General features: G+C 70.8%; 18 protein-coding genes. 10 read left to right on the top strand and 8 right to left on the bottom strand.

Annotation, left to right across the window (positions count from 1 at the left end; all coding sequences use genetic code 11):
* The first annotated feature begins 1 nt into the window (after position 1).
* The 3 genes from H9I49_RS19105 to H9I49_RS19095 are packed head-to-tail and all read left to right on the top strand — an operon-like array spanning position 2 to position 2,419.
* A complete protein-coding gene (locus H9I49_RS19105; RefSeq protein ID WP_188031977.1) occupies positions 2-1,270 on the top strand; it encodes an MFS transporter in 1,269 nt (422 codons plus the stop codon).
* A gap of 4 nt (positions 1,271-1,274) precedes the next feature.
* Positions 1,275-2,045 (top strand): HipA family kinase, encoded by a 771-nt coding sequence (locus H9I49_RS19100; protein ID WP_188031976.1) that lies wholly within the window; start codon positions 1,275-1,277, stop codon positions 2,043-2,045.
* Positions 2,042-2,419, top strand: coding sequence for a DUF3037 domain-containing protein (locus H9I49_RS19095; protein ID WP_188031975.1), 378 nt, complete (start codon positions 2,042-2,044; stop codon positions 2,417-2,419). Before H9I49_RS19100 ends, H9I49_RS19095 begins: the two co-directional genes overlap by 4 nt.
* Before the next feature lie 18 nt (positions 2,420-2,437).
* On the opposite strand, the gene H9I49_RS19090 is transcribed toward H9I49_RS19095, so the two are convergent.
* The 5 genes from H9I49_RS19090 to H9I49_RS19070 form a co-directional block, all read right to left on the bottom strand.
* A complete protein-coding gene (locus H9I49_RS19090; RefSeq protein WP_188031974.1) occupies positions 2,438-3,247 on the bottom strand; it encodes an RNA methyltransferase in 810 nt (269 codons plus the stop codon).
* 91 nt (positions 3,248-3,338) lie between these two features.
* Positions 3,339-4,109 carry a sulfite exporter TauE/SafE family protein gene (locus tag H9I49_RS19085; RefSeq protein WP_188031973.1) on the bottom strand — a complete coding sequence of 257 codons (771 nt, stop codon included), beginning with the start codon at positions 4,107-4,109 and terminating at the stop codon, positions 3,339-3,341.
* Between the two features lie 73 nt (positions 4,110-4,182).
* Positions 4,183-5,340 (bottom strand): SPFH domain-containing protein, encoded by a 1,158-nt coding sequence (locus H9I49_RS19080; RefSeq protein ID WP_188031972.1) that lies wholly within the window; start codon positions 5,338-5,340, stop codon positions 4,183-4,185.
* 78 nt (positions 5,341-5,418) lie between these two features.
* Complete coding sequence (locus H9I49_RS19075; protein ID WP_188031971.1) at positions 5,419-5,871, bottom strand: NfeD family protein; 453 nt, start codon at positions 5,869-5,871, stop codon at positions 5,419-5,421.
* Between the two features lie 126 nt (positions 5,872-5,997).
* Entirely contained in the window at positions 5,998-6,783 is a 786-nt protein-coding gene (locus tag H9I49_RS19070) for an ABC transporter ATP-binding protein (protein WP_188031970.1), read from the bottom strand.
* A gap of 59 nt (positions 6,784-6,842) precedes the next feature.
* On the opposite strand from H9I49_RS19070, the gene H9I49_RS19065 reads away from it, so the two are divergent.
* Positions 6,843-7,607: a hypothetical protein gene (locus H9I49_RS19065; RefSeq protein WP_188031969.1), complete on the top strand. Its 765-nt coding sequence runs from the start codon at positions 6,843-6,845 to the stop codon at positions 7,605-7,607.
* A 16-nt stretch (positions 7,608-7,623) separates the two neighbouring features.
* Here the strand turns inward: H9I49_RS19065 and H9I49_RS19060 are convergent, their stop codons facing one another.
* Positions 7,624-8,052, bottom strand: coding sequence for a pilus assembly protein CpaE (locus tag H9I49_RS19060; RefSeq protein WP_188031968.1), 429 nt, complete (start codon positions 8,050-8,052; stop codon positions 7,624-7,626).
* Positions 8,053-8,105: 53 nt separating this feature from the next.
* On the opposite strand from H9I49_RS19060, the gene H9I49_RS19055 reads away from it, so the two are divergent.
* A complete protein-coding gene (locus H9I49_RS19055) occupies positions 8,106-8,834 on the top strand; it encodes a PIG-L deacetylase family protein (protein WP_188031967.1) in 729 nt (242 codons plus the stop codon).
* Here H9I49_RS19055 and H9I49_RS19050 read toward each other — a convergent pair.
* Positions 8,824-9,750, bottom strand: coding sequence for a hypothetical protein (locus H9I49_RS19050; protein ID WP_188031966.1), 927 nt, complete (start codon positions 9,748-9,750; stop codon positions 8,824-8,826). The genes H9I49_RS19055 and H9I49_RS19050 overlap by 11 nt on opposite strands.
* Entirely contained in the window at positions 9,750-10,952 is a 1,203-nt protein-coding gene (gene glgA / locus H9I49_RS19045; protein ID WP_188031965.1) for a glycogen synthase, read from the bottom strand. Before glgA ends, H9I49_RS19050 begins: the two co-directional genes overlap by 1 nt.
* Before the next feature lie 110 nt (positions 10,953-11,062).
* Here glgA and glgC point away from each other — a divergent pair, with 110 nt between their 5' ends.
* The 5 genes from glgC to H9I49_RS19020 all read left to right on the top strand — a co-directional run bounded on the left by glgC (position 11,063) and on the right by H9I49_RS19020 (position 16,154).
* On the top strand, positions 11,063-12,319 hold the full coding sequence (gene glgC, locus H9I49_RS19040; RefSeq protein WP_188031964.1) for a glucose-1-phosphate adenylyltransferase: 1,257 nt from the start codon (positions 11,063-11,065) through the stop codon (positions 12,317-12,319).
* 12 nt (positions 12,320-12,331) lie between these two features.
* Positions 12,332-12,985 carry a methyltransferase domain-containing protein gene (locus H9I49_RS19035; RefSeq protein ID WP_188031963.1) on the top strand — a complete coding sequence of 218 codons (654 nt, stop codon included), beginning with the start codon at positions 12,332-12,334 and terminating at the stop codon, positions 12,983-12,985.
* 27 nt (positions 12,986-13,012) lie between these two features.
* Positions 13,013-13,897, top strand: coding sequence for an LLM class F420-dependent oxidoreductase (locus tag H9I49_RS19030; RefSeq protein ID WP_188031962.1), 885 nt, complete (start codon positions 13,013-13,015; stop codon positions 13,895-13,897).
* A gap of 79 nt (positions 13,898-13,976) precedes the next feature.
* Positions 13,977-15,224, top strand: coding sequence for a phosphoserine phosphatase SerB (gene serB, locus H9I49_RS19025; protein ID WP_188031961.1), 1,248 nt, complete (start codon positions 13,977-13,979; stop codon positions 15,222-15,224).
* Positions 15,225-15,233: 9 nt separating this feature from the next.
* On the top strand, positions 15,234-16,154 hold the full coding sequence (locus tag H9I49_RS19020; protein ID WP_188031960.1) for a cyanophycinase: 921 nt from the start codon (positions 15,234-15,236) through the stop codon (positions 16,152-16,154).
* Positions 16,155-16,197: the final 43 nt, after the last annotated feature.

Raw genomic sequence — 16,197 nt, 5'->3', positions numbered from 1 at the left:
CGTGACCTTCCTGCGCGCCCTGTGGACCCTGCTCCGGGGCCGCGGATTCCGGCGCCTGTTCGTCAGCCGCGTCACGTCGTCGTTCAGCGACGGCATCTTCCAGGTCGCACTGGCCAGCCACGTGCTCTTCAACCCCGAGAAGGCGGCTGACGCGCGCGGCATCGCCATCGCGTTCGCGATCGTCCTGCTCCCCTACACGGCCCTCGGTCCCTTCGTCGGAGTGCTGCTCGACCGCTGGCCCCGTCGCCGGGTCCTCGTCGTCAGCCAGCTCGTCCGGGCGGCGGCGATCCTCGGCGTCACGGGACTGGTCACCGGCGCGGAGACGGGCCCGGCCTTCTTCGCGCTCGTCCTGCTCGTGTTCTCCGTCAACCGCTTCATCCTCGCCGGCCTCGCTGCCGCGATGCCGCACGTCGTGACGCGGGACCAGCTGGTCAGCGCGAACTCCGTTGCGCCGACCTGCGGTTCGCTCGCGTACCTTCTGGGCGGAGCCGTCGGCACGGGCGTGCGCGCCCTCGGCGGCAGCGACGTCGTCGACGTGCTCCTCGCGGTGTGCGGCGTGCTCGTCGCCGCCTGGGCGGCGACGCGTCTACCTCTCATCGGGCCCGACGACACGAGCGGGGCACCATCGCTGGGCCAGATCTCACGGTCCGTCGTGGCGGGCCTCGTCGAGGCGGTCCGCACCCTGCCGCGCAAGGCGCGCCTGCTGCTCGTGCTGGTGTTCGTGACCCGGCTCCCCTTCGGGTTCCTGCTGCTCCAGACGCTGCTGCTCTTCCGTGGTCCTTTCGAGGGCGGACACGGGCCGGTGGGCTTCGGCATCGCGGCCGGCGCCTCCGCCGTGGGCTTCGCCTCGGCCGCCTTCGTCACACCGTGGCTCGCGCCCCGCCTCACCGCCGTGCCGTATGCCGGCCGCATGCTTGCGATCGGGGCGCTCGTCTGCGCGGTGCTGGGCCCGTTCCTCACGCCGTGGAGCATCATCGCGGTGGCGTTCGTCGTCTCGTTCACATCGCAGTGCGTCAAGATCACCGTCGACTCCCTCATGCAGGCGCACGTCGACGACCACCTCCTCGGACGCGCCTTCTCGGCGTACGACGTCGTCTACAACGCCGGCATGGTGGCCGCCGCGGCGCTCGGCGCGATCGTGCTGCCCGCGACCGGGCTCGCGTGGTGGCCGCTCGTGGCGTTCGCGTGTCTCTACGGGGCGACGGCGACGCTGCTCGGCAGGCTGTGGGGCCGGGCCACGGTGCTCGACCGGGAGCGGCCACTAGGCTGACCGCGTGCTTCCCGAGCTGACCGCCACCCGCTACGTGACGCCGCTCAAGGAGGGTGGCTCGCTGCCGGGCATCGTCGAGGCGGACGACGACGGGACGTACGTCCTCAAGTTCCGCGGCGCCGGCCAGGGGCTCAAGGTCCTCGTCGCCGAGGTGGTCGTCGCCGGGATCGCCCGCCTGCTCGAGGTGCCCGTGCCGGACCTGGCCGTCGTCCGGCTCGACCCGCGCATCGCGAAGTACGAGGCCGACGAGGAGGTCCAGGACCTGCTCACGGCCTCCGTCGGCACCAACCTCGGCGTCGACTTCCTGCCCGGCTCACTCGGCTACGACGGGTCACGCCCGCCGGACGCCGACCTCGCCGAACGGATCATCTGGCTCGACGCCCTGACGGCCAACGTAGACCGCACCTGGTCCAACCCGAACCTGCTGGTCTGGCACGGCCGCACGTGGACCATCGACCACGGCGCCGCGCTCTACTTCCACCACTCGTGGCCGGGCAAGGCACCCGCTCCCGAACGGTTCGCGGCGCAGCCGTTCGACGCGAGCAGGCACGTCCTGCGTGACGTCGCCGGTGACGTCGGCCGTCGCCACGACGAGCTCGCCGCACTCGTGACCCCCGAGGCAGTCGCATCGGTCCTGGCGGACGTGCCGGATGAGTGGATCGAACCGACGCCCTTCCTCGCCGACGCACGCGCGGTGCGCACGGCATACGCCGAGATGCTGCGCGCGCGTCTCGACGGGCCCCTCACGTGGGTACCGATGGGAGTCGCCGCGTGAACGGGTACCAGTACGTCCTCCTACGGCTCGTGCCACGCGTGGACCGTGAGGAGTTCATCAACGTCGGCGTCGTGCTCTACTCACAGGACGCCGGGTTCCTCGACGCGGCGTGGGAGCTCGACGAGTCGCGCGCCGCGGCGCTGGCCCCGACGTGCGACCTCGACGGTGTGCGCTCGATGCTCGAGCGCGTACGGGCGGTGTGCCGCGGCGAGACCGGGCGAGGGCTGCCCACCCTCGACAAGCCGGGCCAGCGCTTCGGCTGGATCATCGCACCACGGTCGACGGTCGTGCAGCCGGGCCCCGTGCACGGCGGGCTGTGCGACGATCCCGCCACCGAGCTGCAACGGCTCCTCGACCGACTCGTCCGACCCTGAGCCCTCCCCCGGGTGGGTTCAGCGCGCGCGGAGCGCCCACATGGCGACGGCACTCGCCGCCGCGACGTTGAGGGAGTCCACGCCGCCGGCCATCGGGATGCGCAGCGTCAGGTCCGCATCCGCAACGGTGCGATGCGACAGGCCGTCCCCCTCGGTGCCGACCACGAGCGCAAGGCGCTCCGGCGGCTCGGTCTCCAGTGCGTCCAGCGACACGGAGTCGTCCGACAGCGCCATCGCTGCAACTGTGAGGCCGGCCTCGTGCAGCAGGTCGATCCCCTTGGGCCACGGGTCGATCCGAGTCCACGGCACCTGGAACACCGTGCCCATCGAGACCCGGATCGAGCGACGGTACAGCGGGTCCGCGCACCGCGGGGTGATGAGGACGGCGTCAACGCCGAGTGCGGCCGCGCTACGGAAGACGGCTCCCACGTTCGTGTGGTCGACGACGTCCTCCAGGACGACGACGCGGCGCGCGCCCTCGAGCAGGGAACGCACGTCGGGCAGGACGGGGCGCTGCATCGCGGCCAGCGCGCCACGATGGAGGTGGAAGCCGGTCAGTCGTTCGATGACGTCGTGCTCGCCGTAGTAGACAGGGATCTGGGCGGCCTCGGCGTCGGCGACGATGTCGGCCAGGTCGTCCAGCCACCGGCGCGCCATGAGATAGGAGCGCGGCCGGTGCCCGGCCCGCAGCGCGCGCCGGATCACCTTCTGGCTCTCGGCGATGTAGAGGCCACGCTCGGGCTCCGTGCGCCGACGCAGAACCACGTCCGTCAACGACACGTAGTCGGCCAGTCTCGGGTCTGCGGGGTCGGTGATCTCGATCGGCACGTCCGTCAGGGTAGTGCCGGCCGCAGCGTCGTCCGCCACGGTGCCGTCGCGGTGCCGTCGCGGTGCCGTCGCGACCGGGGGCGAGGTTGCCTCAGGGGAACCAGACGAGCTTGACGATCGCGAGGAGGCCGATCGCGATGATGACGGCGCGCAGGGCGTTCGGAGGGATGCGCCGCCCGATCCGGGCGCCGATGATGCCCCCCAGGAAGGCGCCACCGCCGATGAGCAGCACGATGAGCCAGTCGATGTGCTCACGCGCGAAGAGCACGAAGACGGCCGCAGCGACGACGTTCACGACGAGGGCCAGGACGTTCTTGTAGCCGTTGAGTCGCTGCAGCGACTCCAGGCTCAGGGCACTGAACAGGCCCATCAGCAGCACGCCCTGGGCTGCGCCGAAGTAGCCGCCGTAGACGCCTGCGACGAAGACACCCACCGCGATCGCGGGCACGTGCCACCGCGGCTCGGGCACGTCGTCCCCCTCGGGGTGGGCTCTGGCCAGGATGCGCGGCCCTGCCACGACGAGCACGAGCGCGACGAGGATGAGCACCGGGACGATCGCCCGGAAGGCGCTCGGCGGCAGGACCAGCAGCAGTGCCGCGCCCACCACGGACCCGAGGAACGACAGCGGCATGAGCCGACGCAGGGTCGAGGCCTGTCCGTCGAGCTCGTGTCGGTAGCCCCACGACCCGGTCACGCCGCCGGCCACGAGGCCGATGTTGTTCGAGACGTTGGCCGCGAGCGGGTTCACCCCGAAGAACAGCAAGGTCGGGAACGTGATGAGCGTGCCGGACCCGACGATGGTGTTGATGATGCCCGCCCCGGTCCCGGCCAGTGCGACGGCGACGGCGGACCAGAACGACACCCGGTCACCCTACAGAGGGTGACCGGGTGTCGTTCTTGTGGTCCGTCAGCGCCGGTCCGTCAGCGCGTCTCCGTCAGCGATGCTCGGGCGGCTGCGGCGGCGCGTCCGGGAGCTCGACCGGAGCGGCCGGGGGCGCGGCGGCCGGCGGCGGGGGCACGTCGGCGCCACTGGGCCGGATCGACGGTTGCTGGCGTCCGATGGGCGCAGCGTGCTCCGTGGACTCGGCGCTGGCGGCCGCCGCCTGACCCCGCGCCTCGGCGAGGGCCTTGGCGGAGTCCTCGAGGATCGTCTCTGCGAAGGCGTCCTCCTCGGCGTCCGTCGTCTGCACCCACGTCTCGTCCTCGTCGTCGGTGGGACGGGTGTCGTTGCCGCCGAGGGCGTTGCCGATGCCCTTCAGTGCGTCGGTCAGCTCGGAGGGCACGATCCACATCTTGTTCGCGTCGCCCCGCGCGATCTGGGGCAGCACCTGGAGGTACTGGTAGGCGAGGAGCTTCTGCGTCGGCTTGCCGCGGTGGATCGCGGAGAAGACCTGCTGGATGGCGCGCGCCTGGCCCTGGGCCTCGAGGATGCGGGCCTGGGCCGAGCCCTCGGCACGCAGGATCTGGCTCTGCTTCTCGCCCTCGGCCGTGAGGATGGCGGACTGCTTGACGCCCTCGGCCGTGAGGATCGCGGCGCGACGGTCACGCTCGGCGCGCATCTGCTTCTCCATCGAGTCCTGCACGGAGTGTGGCGGGTCGATCGCCTTGAGCTCGACGCGGTTTACGCGGATGCCCCACTTGCCGGTGGCCTCGTCGAGGACGCCGCGCAGCTGACCGTTGATCTGGTCGCGGCTCGTCAGCGTCTGCTCGAGGTCGAGCGAACCGATGACGTTTCGCAGGGTCGTGACCGTCAGCTGCTCGATGCCCTGGATGAAGTTGGCGATCTCGTAGACCGCGGACTTGGCGTCGATGACGGAGTAGTAGATGACGGTGTCGATGCTCACGACGAGGTTGTCGGAGGTGATGACCGGCTGGGGCGGGAACGAGACGACCTGCTCGCGCAGGTCGATGTTGGCCCTGACCTTGTCGACGAACGGCACCAGGAAGTGGATGCCGGCCGTCAGGGTCTTGTTGTAGCTGCCGAGCCGCTCGACGATCTGGGCCGTCTGCTGCGGGACGATCCGCACGGTGCGGAGCACCACGATGATGGCCACGATAACGATGAGGATCGGGATGATGAGTACCGGGTCCACGGCCTACTCCCTGCTCTGGCGCGCCCCCGAGGACGCGTGTGGTCTGGTCCGGACCGGTCGGCCAGGACGTTGTCGGCGTCAGTCGCCGACGAGGCGAGCGCGGCTGACGACGGCGGTGGCGCCGTCGATGGAGTCGACGACCACCTCTTCACCCGGCTCGATGCTGTCCCTGAGGGTGCGTGCCGACCAGGTCTCGCCGGCGAGCTTGACCGTGCCGCCCGCGGGGGTGACGCGGTCGAGCGCGACGGCTGACCGCCCGACGTTGGCGGCCGCCCCCATGAGCTGCTGAGGCGTGTTGGCCTGGAAGCGCTTCTTCAGCCACGGGCGCACGACAGCGAGCAGCGCGACGGCGACGAGGGCCGCGACGATCGCCTGGACGACGGGCGGCGCCCCGAAGGCCGCCGCCACGGACCCGCCGACGGCACCACCGGCGAGCATGAGGAAGGTGAGGTCGACCGTGGCGGCCTCGATGGCGACGAGGACGAGCGCCACCCCCAGCCAGACCAGCCACGCGTAGCCCTCGAACACCATCTACCCCGTCTCGTCGAGCCGGCGCCGGGAAGACACCGACGTCTCGTGCGTCACGCCTGTGACGTTGTCGATTCTGCCTCAGTTCCCTTTGAGCACCTACGGATCACGGGCACCGGGAGATTGCGATCAGGACTCGGCGCGCGCGGACCACCGGTCGCCGTACCGCTCGAGGACGAGCGGGAGCCCGAACGTCGCACTGAGGTTGTCGGCAGTAAGGGTGAGCGGGATCGGGCCGGCGGCGACGACCTTGCCGTCGCGGATCATGAGCACGTCGGTGAACGACGGCGGGATCTCCTCCACGTGGTGCGTGACGAGGACCATCGCCGGGGCCTCCGTGTCGCCCGCGAGGTCACCGAGGCGGCGCACGAGGTCCTCGCGGCCGCCGAGGTCGAGACCGGCGGCGGGCTCGTCGAGGAGCATGAGCTCGGGGTCGGTCATGAGGGCCCGGGCGATCTGCACGCGCTTGCGCTCGCCCTCGCTGAGGGTGCCGAAGGCGCGGTCGGCGAGGTGGTCGGCGCCGAGGGCCTTGAGCAGCTCCATCGCCCGCACGTAGTCCATGTTGTCGTATGTCTCACGCCACCGGCCGATGATGCCGTAGGAGGCGGTGACGACGACGTTGCCCACGAGCTCGTCACCCGGGATGCGCTCGGCCATCGAGGAGCTCGCGAGCCCGATGCGCGGACGCAGCTCGAAGACGTCGACCGCGCCGAGCACCTCGCCGAGGATGCCGGCGACCCCTGTCGTGGGGTGCATCCGCGCAGCGGCGACCTGCAGGAGCGTCGTCTTGCCGGCACCGTTGGCGCCGAGCACGACCCAGCGCTCGCCCTCCTCCACCTCCCACGAGACGTCGTCGAGGAGCGTCGAGACACCGCGGCGTACGGTGACTCCGGCGAAGGCGAGGACGTCGCTCATGGCTCGACCTTATGGCACGGTCCCCTGGCTGCCGACGCGGCTCACCCTACGATGGCGTGGTGTCCGAGCTGCCTGCCTCCGTACGCCTCGCGCTGTGGGTGACGGCGTCGTGGCGCGGCGACCTCGGCACCCCCGACGCGCTGCAGCGAGCCTTCCCCGACCTCGACCACGTCGCCGGTGACCTGGCCCGTCTCGACGTCTGGCGCGACCTGGGTGAGCGGGCGCTGTTCGTCGCACTCCCCCGACCCGGCGACGTCAGCCGTATGCCGCGTGGTTCGTACGCGGCGACGGCGCACGCCGCGGACTCCGGCGAATGCGTCTTCGTCGCCGGCATCGGTGGCGTGCTCGTGCCGACGCTCTCGCAGTTCGGCCCGGAGGGCGACCTCGGGGTGCGTGCGGACTGGACCGCCTACGAGGCCGATCCGATGCCGCGTCACCGCATGGAGATGCTCGACCTGCGCGACATCGAGCGTCAGCTGATGACCCGGGTGCGCGAGCACACGGTGCGTTTCGAGCAGGTCGGCGGCCACCCGTGGGGCCACGAGGCCCGGGCCGAGGCGCACGCCGACCTGGACACGGCGCTCTGGGGCATCCCGTCCGCGACCTCAGCCCGTGCCCTTCGGATCATGGCACTCGCCGCGAACCTGTCCCGTCTCGCGCACCGCACGGCCGACCTCACCTCGCTGGGCTCGGGCGGCCTCGACGCCGGCACGGCCACCAGCCGCGGCATGCTGCTGCGCGACCTCGCGGCCGATGCCGACACGGCCCTCGCCGATGCGAGCAACGTCGCGGTCATGTCGATCGCCGGCTGGCGCCCTGCGTGACGGTCTGCGGCGGACCCTAGGCGCTGCGCTCCCCCTCCGGCGCAGAGGCCTCCAGCTGGGCGATGACCGCCCGGGCATACGCACGCTCGGCATCGATGTCGGCGTGCCGCTCGATCTCGCCGTCGGCGTCCACGACGGACACGGCATACCCGCCCTCGAGCCGCTCGAGCGTGACGAAGCTCGCGCCGAGGACCTCTCGCAGCTGGTCCTCGCGTGGCAGCCAGACGACCTTGGCCTGCTCGACGCTGTCCAGCGCCCACTCCGTCGTGCCGTTGAAGCCGATGACGTCGCCGGTCTTGAAGTGGTGGACGTCGACCGTGAGGTCGCTGATGACGAAGACGTCCTCCTCCATCCCGTCGACGGGGACGAGGAACCGGTCCCCGGACGCGGGCACCCATGCGAGGCCGGCATCCGAGAGCCGTCGCGCCAGGTCGATGGTCAGCATGCTCCATCGTCACATCCGCCCGCGGCTTCGCCAAGAACCGTAGGTTTGTGGGCATGACCGAGAGCCCCGAGCTGAAGCCCCTGGACGAGTCCGCCTTCGACACCGTACTGTGCGTCGCCGCCCATCCCGACGACCTCGAGTACGGCACCGCGGCAGCCGTCGACAAGTGGGTGAGGGCCGGCAAGACGGTCACCTACCTGCTGGCGACGCGCGGCGAGGCCGGCATCGACACGATGCCCCCGGAAAAGGCCGGTCCGGTCCGCGAGCAGGAAGAGCGCGACGGGGCCGCGGAGGTCGGCGTCGACGTCGTCGAGTTCCTCGACTTCCATGACGGCGTCGTCGAGTACGGCCTGCCGCTGCGCCGGGCCATCGCCCGTGAGATCCGCAAGCGCAAGCCCGACCTGATCGTGTCCCTGACGTACGCCGACCACTTCCCCGGCGGCATCGTCAACCAGGCGGACCACCGCGCCGTCGGGCTCGCGGTCGTCGATGCGAAGGCCGACGCCGGCAACCGGTGGATCTTCCCTGAGCTCGTCGAGGAGGGCTACGAGCCATGGCAGGTGAAGCAGCTGCTCATCTGTGCCGATCCGGGCTCGACGCATGCCGTCGACGTCTCGGACCACTTCGACGCGGCCGTGGCGTCGCTGACGTCGCACCGCGAGTACCTCTCGGCTCTCGGACCGGACTACCCCGCTCCCGCTGACCTGCTCGGCATGGTGCTCGGCGGCGCGGCCGAGCGGCTGGGGGTTACGTACGCGCTGTCGGGCCGGCTCATCGGCTGACGAGCCTCTCGACGAGCGGCCGCAGCATCAGGGCCCGGTGGCCCTGCCGGTCGCGGACCGTGGGCAGCACCGGCCACGCGGGCAGAAACGAGCTGCAGCGAAGCATCCCCGCTACGGCGACGACGAACCTCGTTGCTTCGTAAGGAAGTTGCGCGAGCAGTCCTTGGGCGACACTCAGCGACACCTGATGCCCGCCTGCGTGCCCGGACGCCAGGACGTCGACGGCCAGCGACGCCGTGTCGATCCAGCCGGCTCCGTGGCACGCCGACGCCCAGTCGACGAGCCAGACCGCGTCACCGTGCGGCACGGCGTTCTCGCGGCGGACGTCGAGGTGCACGAGGTGCCGACCTGCCGTCCACGTGCGCCAACCGTCGGAGATCTCCACGAGCCCGTTGATCCGGGCACGTTCCCAGTCGTCGAGCCGGTCAGGGTGCTCGTCGGCGAGGGTGCGCCACCCGTCGAGGTCGGACATGCGAGCGATGGCGGGCGCAAGGGTCGGGAGGTCCACGAGCGCGGCGGAGGTGGCGATGGCGTCCGCGACGGTCGCGACGTCCTGCGACCGCCACGGCGGCCCGAGTGCGGGACCGTCGGCCGCCTCGGTGACGACGACCACCCAGCCATCGTGTTCCACGCCCGCGACGAGCGGCGCGCGCGGCACGGTTGGTGGCAGCACCCTGAGCGTCTCGAGCTCACGTAGGTACAACAGGTGCGACTCCGAGCTCATCGACGCCGCAACGGCTTTCGCGAAGACCTGACGTCCGTCACGCAGCGTCAGAAGGGCTGCCGGACCCGGCGACATGCCGCCGTGGATCGACTCCGTGCCGGCGATGCGCGAGCCGACTGCTGCCTCGATGGCCGCGCGGAGGTCGGCCGGCGCCTGTTCGAAGGGAGGGCGCGTCGTGAAGCCGGACGGCATCAGCTGCCGAGGACCGCCCGGTAGACCTCGAGCGTGCGGTCGCCGATGGACGCCCACGAGAACGCATCGACGGCGCGGTCGCGGCCGGCCCGACCGAACGCCCGCGCCCGGTCGACGTCTGAGACGGCGTCGGTCAACGCTGCCGCCAGGTCGCTGACGAACCGGTCCGGGTCGACGGGCGTGCCCGTGCCGTCCTGGACCTGGTCGATCGGCACGAGCCAGCCGGTCTCGCCCTCGACGACGACCTCGGGGATGCCGCCGGTCGCGGTCGCGACGACGGCGAGCTCGCAGGCCATGGCCTCGAGGTTGACGATGCCCAGGGGCTCGTAGACGGAGGGGCAGGCGAAGACCGTGCCGTGGCTGAGCAGGGCGACGACCTCGTTGCGGGGCAACATGTCGGGGATCCAGACGACGCCCTCGCGCTGCGCGCGCAGGTCGTTCATCAGGCCCTCGACCTCGGCCAGGATCTCCGGGGTGTCGGGTGCACCGGCGCAGAGGACGAGCTGCACATCGGGCGGCAGCTGCGCGCACGCGCGCAGCAGGTAGGGCAGGCCCTTCTGACGGGTGATGCGTCCGACGAAGACGACGGAGCGCTTGTCGGGGTCGACCCCGTGGCGCCGGACGATCTCGGTGGCCTCCGGCGAACGGTCGGCCTGCCACAGCTGTGAGTCGATTCCGTTGTGCACCACGTGAACTCGAGACGGGTCGAGGGAGGGGTAGCTCTTGAGGATGTCCTCGCGCATGCCGGCACTGACGGCCACCACCGCCGCCGCAGACTCGTACGCCGTGCGCTCGGCCCACGACGACACGCGGTAGCCACCACCGAGCTGCTCGGACTTCCATGGGCGCATCGGCTCGAGCGAGTGCGCGGTCACGACGTGCGGCATACCGCCGAGCAAGGAGGCGAGGTGGCCGGCCATGTTGGCATACCACGTGTGGGAGTGGACGAGCTCGGCTCCCACGCAGTCACCGGCCATGGCGACGTCGACACCGAGGGTCTGGAGCGCCGCATTGCCACCGGCGAGCTCAGGAAGGTCTGCATACGCCGTGGTGCCGGGCTCGTCGCGCGCCGCGCCGAAGCACCGCACCTGCACGTCGAGGTCACCGCGCGATCTGAGAGCCCGCACGAGCTCGGCGACGTGGACGCCGGCGCCTCCGTAGATGGCTGGCGGGTACTCCTTGCTGAGGATGTCGACGCGCACGTTCCGACCCTAGTGGTGCAACGCGGTTCGCTGCAGTCACGACCGCGACATTCCGACACCATGCGGGCAGACCTGTCGAATCCGCAGACGTTGGCCCTAGGGTGACGTCCATGGCCCGACGAAGCCCAGCCGCTGGTCCGAAAGTCCTTGCGATCGTGCTCGCGGGCGGTGAGGGCAAGCGGTTGATGCCGCTCACCGCCGACAGGGCCAAACCGGCCGTCCCCTTCGCGGGCATCTACCGGCTCATCGACCTCGCGCTGTCCAACGTCGTCAACTCGGGATATCTCCAGGTCGTCGTCCTGACGCAGTACAAGTCGCACAGCCTCGACGCGCACGTGACGAAGACGTGGCGCATGTCGACGTTGCTCGGCAACTACGTGACGACGGTCCCGGCGCAGCAGCGCGTCGACAAGAACTGGTACCTCGGCAGCGCCGACGCGATCTACCAGAGCCTCAACCTCATGCACGACGAACGGCCCGACATCGTCGTCGTCGTGGGGGCCGACCACGTGTACCGCATGGACTTCAGCGACATGGTCGAGCAGCACATCGAGTCCGGTGCCGCCTGCACCGTCGCGGCGATCCGACAGCCCATCTCGTACGCCAACCAGTTCGGCGTCATCGAGGTCGACGACTCCGACCCGTCCAAGATCGCGGCCTTCCTCGAGAAGCCGAGCGACCCCAAGGGCCTGCCCGACAACCCCGACGAGATCCTCGCCTCGATGGGCAACTACGTCTTCACGGCATCGGCCCTCGAGGAGGCCGTCACGGCCGACCACGAGACGTCCTCGAACCACGACATGGGCGGCGACATCGTGCCCTACTTCGTCGGTCGCGGTGAGGCCGGCGTCTACGACTTCAAGGACAACGAGGTCCCGGGGGCGACCGAGCGCGACCGCGGCTACTGGCGCGACGTCGGGACGATCGAGTCGTACTACGACTCCCACATGGACCTCATCTCGATCCACCCCATCTTCAACCTCTACAACTACGAGTGGCCGATCTACACCCAGCACAGCCCCTACCCCCCGGCGAAGTTCGTCCACGGCAGCGGTGACCGCATCGGTGAGGCGCTCAACTCCGCGGTGTCCCCCGGCGTCGTCGTGTCAGGCGCCCACATCTACTCCTCGGTGCTCTCGCCGCTCGTGCACGTCCACTCGTACGCCAGCATCCAGGGCTCCGTGCTGCTCGACGGCGTCGAGGTGGGTCGCCACGCACAGATCCGCCGCGCGATCATCGACAAGAACGTCGTCATCCCCGAGGGCTGCCAGATCGGTATCGACCACGAACACGACCGGGCGCGTGGCTTCCACGTCACCGACACGGGCATCGTCGTCGTCGGCAAGGGGCAGACCGTCACCCGGTGACGAGGTGAGCTCGTGACGAAGGTGGCAGCCGGGCAGCAGGACAACGCAAGGACGCTCGCGGCATACGAACAACGCGCTGCGACCTATCGCGAGCAGACCGGCCGTGTGGCCGCGTCCGGCGACCCGTTCCTGGAGCGGCTGGACGCGCTCGCGCCGCCCGGTGAGGTGCTCGAGATCGGCAGCGCGTACGGCCGGGACGCCGACGCCCTGGAACGGCTCGGGCGGCGCGTTCGACGCACGGATGCCACACGCGCCTTCGTCGACATGCAGCGCGCCGACGGGCACGAGGCGGAAGTCCTCGACGTCCTCACCGACCCGCTGACGACCGACCACGCGGGGCCGTATGCCGCCGTGCTGGCCAATGCGGTGCTGCTGCACTTCACCCCGGTGCAGGTGCACGAGATCCTCGTGAAGGTCCGTGGGGCGCTCGTGCCGGGTGGCGTGCTCGGCTTCACCGTCAAGGTCGGCGACGGAAGCGAGTGGAGCACGCAGAAGCTCGGCCTTCCGCGCTTCTTCCAGTACTGGCAAGCCGAACCACTCCGTCACGCGGTCGCGGGCGCCGGGTTCGACGTACGTGAGCTGACGACCGAGGCGGGCGCCACGTGGGACTGGCTCATCGTGCTCGCCACGCCTCGTGACATGCTCGGGGACAGACCTTCCGCATGACCGAGACATTGACTGCTGGAGAACGACATGACGGCTGACCCCGCAACCGCAACCGACGCGCTGCCCGCACCGGCGAGCGCCTCCGACCCGCGACCGGCGCGCGTCGGCATCCAGGTCCCGCCGCAGCACGCGACGTGGGCCCAGATCCGGCAGACGGCCGCGACGCTCGAGGAGATGGGCGTCGACCTGTTGCTCAACTGGGACCACTTCTTCCCGCTCAGCGGCGACCCGGCCGGCCTGCACTTCGAGTGCTGGACGATGCTCGGTGCGTGGGCCGAGTCCACCGAGCAGGTCGAGATCGGCGCCCTGGTGACGTGCAACAGCTACCGCAACCCCAGCCTCCTCGCCGACATGGCGCGCACCGTCGACCACATCAGCGGCGGACGCCTCGTCCTCGGCATCGGCTCCGGCTGGAAGCAGCTCGACTACGACGAGTACGGCTACGAGTTCGGCACCGCCGGTGGCCGACTCGACGACCTGGCCCGCGACCTGCCGATCATCCGCGACCGGTGGACCCGGCTGAACCCGCCCCCGACCCGGGACATCCCGATCCTCATCGGCGGGGGTGGCGAGAAGAAGACGCTCCGGATCGTCGCCGAGCACGCGAACATCTGGCACGGCTTCGGTGGCCCGGCGGAGATCGCGCACAAGCACCGCGTCCTCGACGAGTGGTGCGCGCGGCGAGGACGCGACCCGCTGGAGATCGAGCGCTCGGCCGGCGTCGCCTTCGTGCCCGGACGCAACCCCGACCAGAGCGGCGACTACGCCAGCAACGCGCAGGAGCTGCACGAGATCGGGACGCGACTGTTCACGGCGAGTGTCGCTGCCGCAAGACCCGACCTCGCGCGCGTCCGTGACCTGGTCCAGTGGCGCGACGAGGTCAACGCGGCGTCGGTACCGGCCCGCCCTTGACGGAGCCCTTGACAGACGTCACGGGCCGGATGCCGGAAGGCACCGCGTCCACGAGCGCGTGCTCACTACCCTGACACGGGTGACCGCAGCGAGCAGCACCGACGGAACGGACATCCAGACCCTCAGCGTGACGGTGACGGGTCGCGACCGTCCGGGAGTCACCGGAACGCTGCTCGGCGCCCTCTCCGGCGTCGACGCCGAGGTGCTCGACATCCAGCAGGTCGCCGTGCACGGGCACCTCACCCTGACGATCCTGCTTCGGCCCGGCCCTCACGTCGACCAGCTGCGTGACGCGGCGGCGGTCGCCGCCCACCGCCTCGGTCTCACCCTCACGGTCGTCGAGGGCACTGGCGTCAACGCCCGCCCGCGCCAGGGCCGCGCCGCCGTCGTCGTCCTCGGGGCGCCGCTCAGCGCCGACGCCGTCTCACTCGTCACGACCCGGATCGCCGACCACGGTGCCAACATCGACCGCATCCGACGGCTCTCGCACTACCCGGTCACGACCGTCGAGTTCGACATCTCCGGTGCCGACGTTCCGTCGCTGCGCACCGAGCTGGCGCTCGTCGCCACCTCCGAGGGCATCGACATCGCCGTCGCCCCGGGGGGCCTCGCCCGCCGGGGACGGCGACTCGTCGTCCTCGACGTCGACTCGACCCTCATCCAGCAGGAGGTCATCGAGCTGCTCGCCGGCCACTGTGGTCGTGAGGCCGAGGTCGCCGAGGTCACGGCCCGCGCCATGGCGGGTGAGCTGGACTTCGAGGAGTCCCTGCGAGCCCGCGTGACCACGCTCGCCGGCCTGCCGGCATCCGTCCTCGACGAGGTGCGCGAGGCCGTCCAGCTGACCCCGGGAGCGCGCACGCTCGTGCGCACCCTCAAGCGGCTCGGTTTCACGGTGGGCCTTGTCAGCGGCGGGTTCATCGAGATCGTTGGCGAGCTCGCCGAGGAACTCGGGATCGACCACGCCCGCGCCAACCGCCTCGAGATCGTCGACGGTGTGCTCACGGGGCGCGTCGTCGGCGAGGTCGTCGACCGCGCCGGCAAGGCGCGTGCGCTCCGAGAGTTCGCCGAGCAGGAGGGGCTGCCGCTCAGCCGCACCGTCGCGATCGGCGACGGCGCCAACGACCTCGACATGCTCGACGCCGCCGGGCTCGGGGTCGCCTTCAACGCCAAACCGCTCGTGCAGGAGAAGGCCCAGACGTCGGTCAACGTGCCCTACCTCGACGCCGTGCTCTACCTGCTCGGGATCTCGCGCGAGGAGATCGAGGAGGCCGATCTGGGTGACGGCACGCCGACCCACGCTCCTCCCGTCCCGCACGCCGGTCACTAGGCTGGCGCGATGCAGACCGTGGCCACTGCGTCCGCAGCCCCGAACCCGGACGGCGTCCGTCGCACGCTGCTCATCATCGGCGGCGCCGAGGACCGGATCGGGCGATCGGTCGTCCTCAAGCGCTTCGTCAAGCTCGCCGGCGGCCGTCGCTCGCACATCGTCGTGGTCCCCACCGCGTCGTCGTTCGCCGAGGAGGTCTCCGAGGCCTACCGCGACGTCTTCACGCGCCTGCGTGGCGGCGACGTCTCCATCGTGCACCCGCTCACGCGTCGCGATGCCAACGACCCGGCGATGGTCGAGACGCTCGACACGGCCACAGGCGTCTTCATCACGGGCGGCAGCCAGGTCAAGCTCTCGCAGAACATCGTGGGGACCCCGGTCGGCGACGCGATCGTGCGGGCCTACGAGCGTGGCGCCGTCATCGCCGGCACGTCGGCCGGTGCGTCGATCATGAGCCGCTACATGATCTCGCTCGGCGAGGAGGGCCTGACGCCCCGCCAACGCGCGAGCCAGATCTCCGCCGGGCTCGGTCTGGTCGCGGACGTCATCATCGACCAGCACTTCGACCAGCGCGGCCGCTACGGCCGCCTCATGTCGATGGTCGCCGCGTCGCCGAACCTGCTCGGCATGGGCATCGACGAGAACACCGCGGCCGAGATCCGGAACGGCCGGGTCATGTCGGTCATCGGGGCCGGCGCGATCTTCCTCGTCAACGCCCGCAACGCGATCACCGACGCACCCGACGCCCGGCGTGGGGCGCCGCTGCTCGTTTCTGGCGCGGTCGTGCACTCGCTGCCCACGGGCAGTACGTTCGACCTGGACCACGTCGAGCTGACCGCGTTCGTCGAACGTCACCCCGACATCGAGGGTGCGGTCGTCCCGGCGAAGGTCCGGGCGGCGCGCTCCTCGACGAGCAGCGCCGCTCACTGAGTCCCGTTCGTTCCCACCCAGAAGCCAGGTGGTCCCGGGCATG

The organism is Terrabacter sp. MAHUQ-38, from assembly GCF_014518425.1.
In the GTDB taxonomy this organism is placed as follows: domain Bacteria; phylum Actinomycetota; class Actinomycetes; order Actinomycetales; family Dermatophilaceae; genus Terrabacter.
This window is presented reverse-complemented; position numbering and strand designations above follow the sequence as displayed.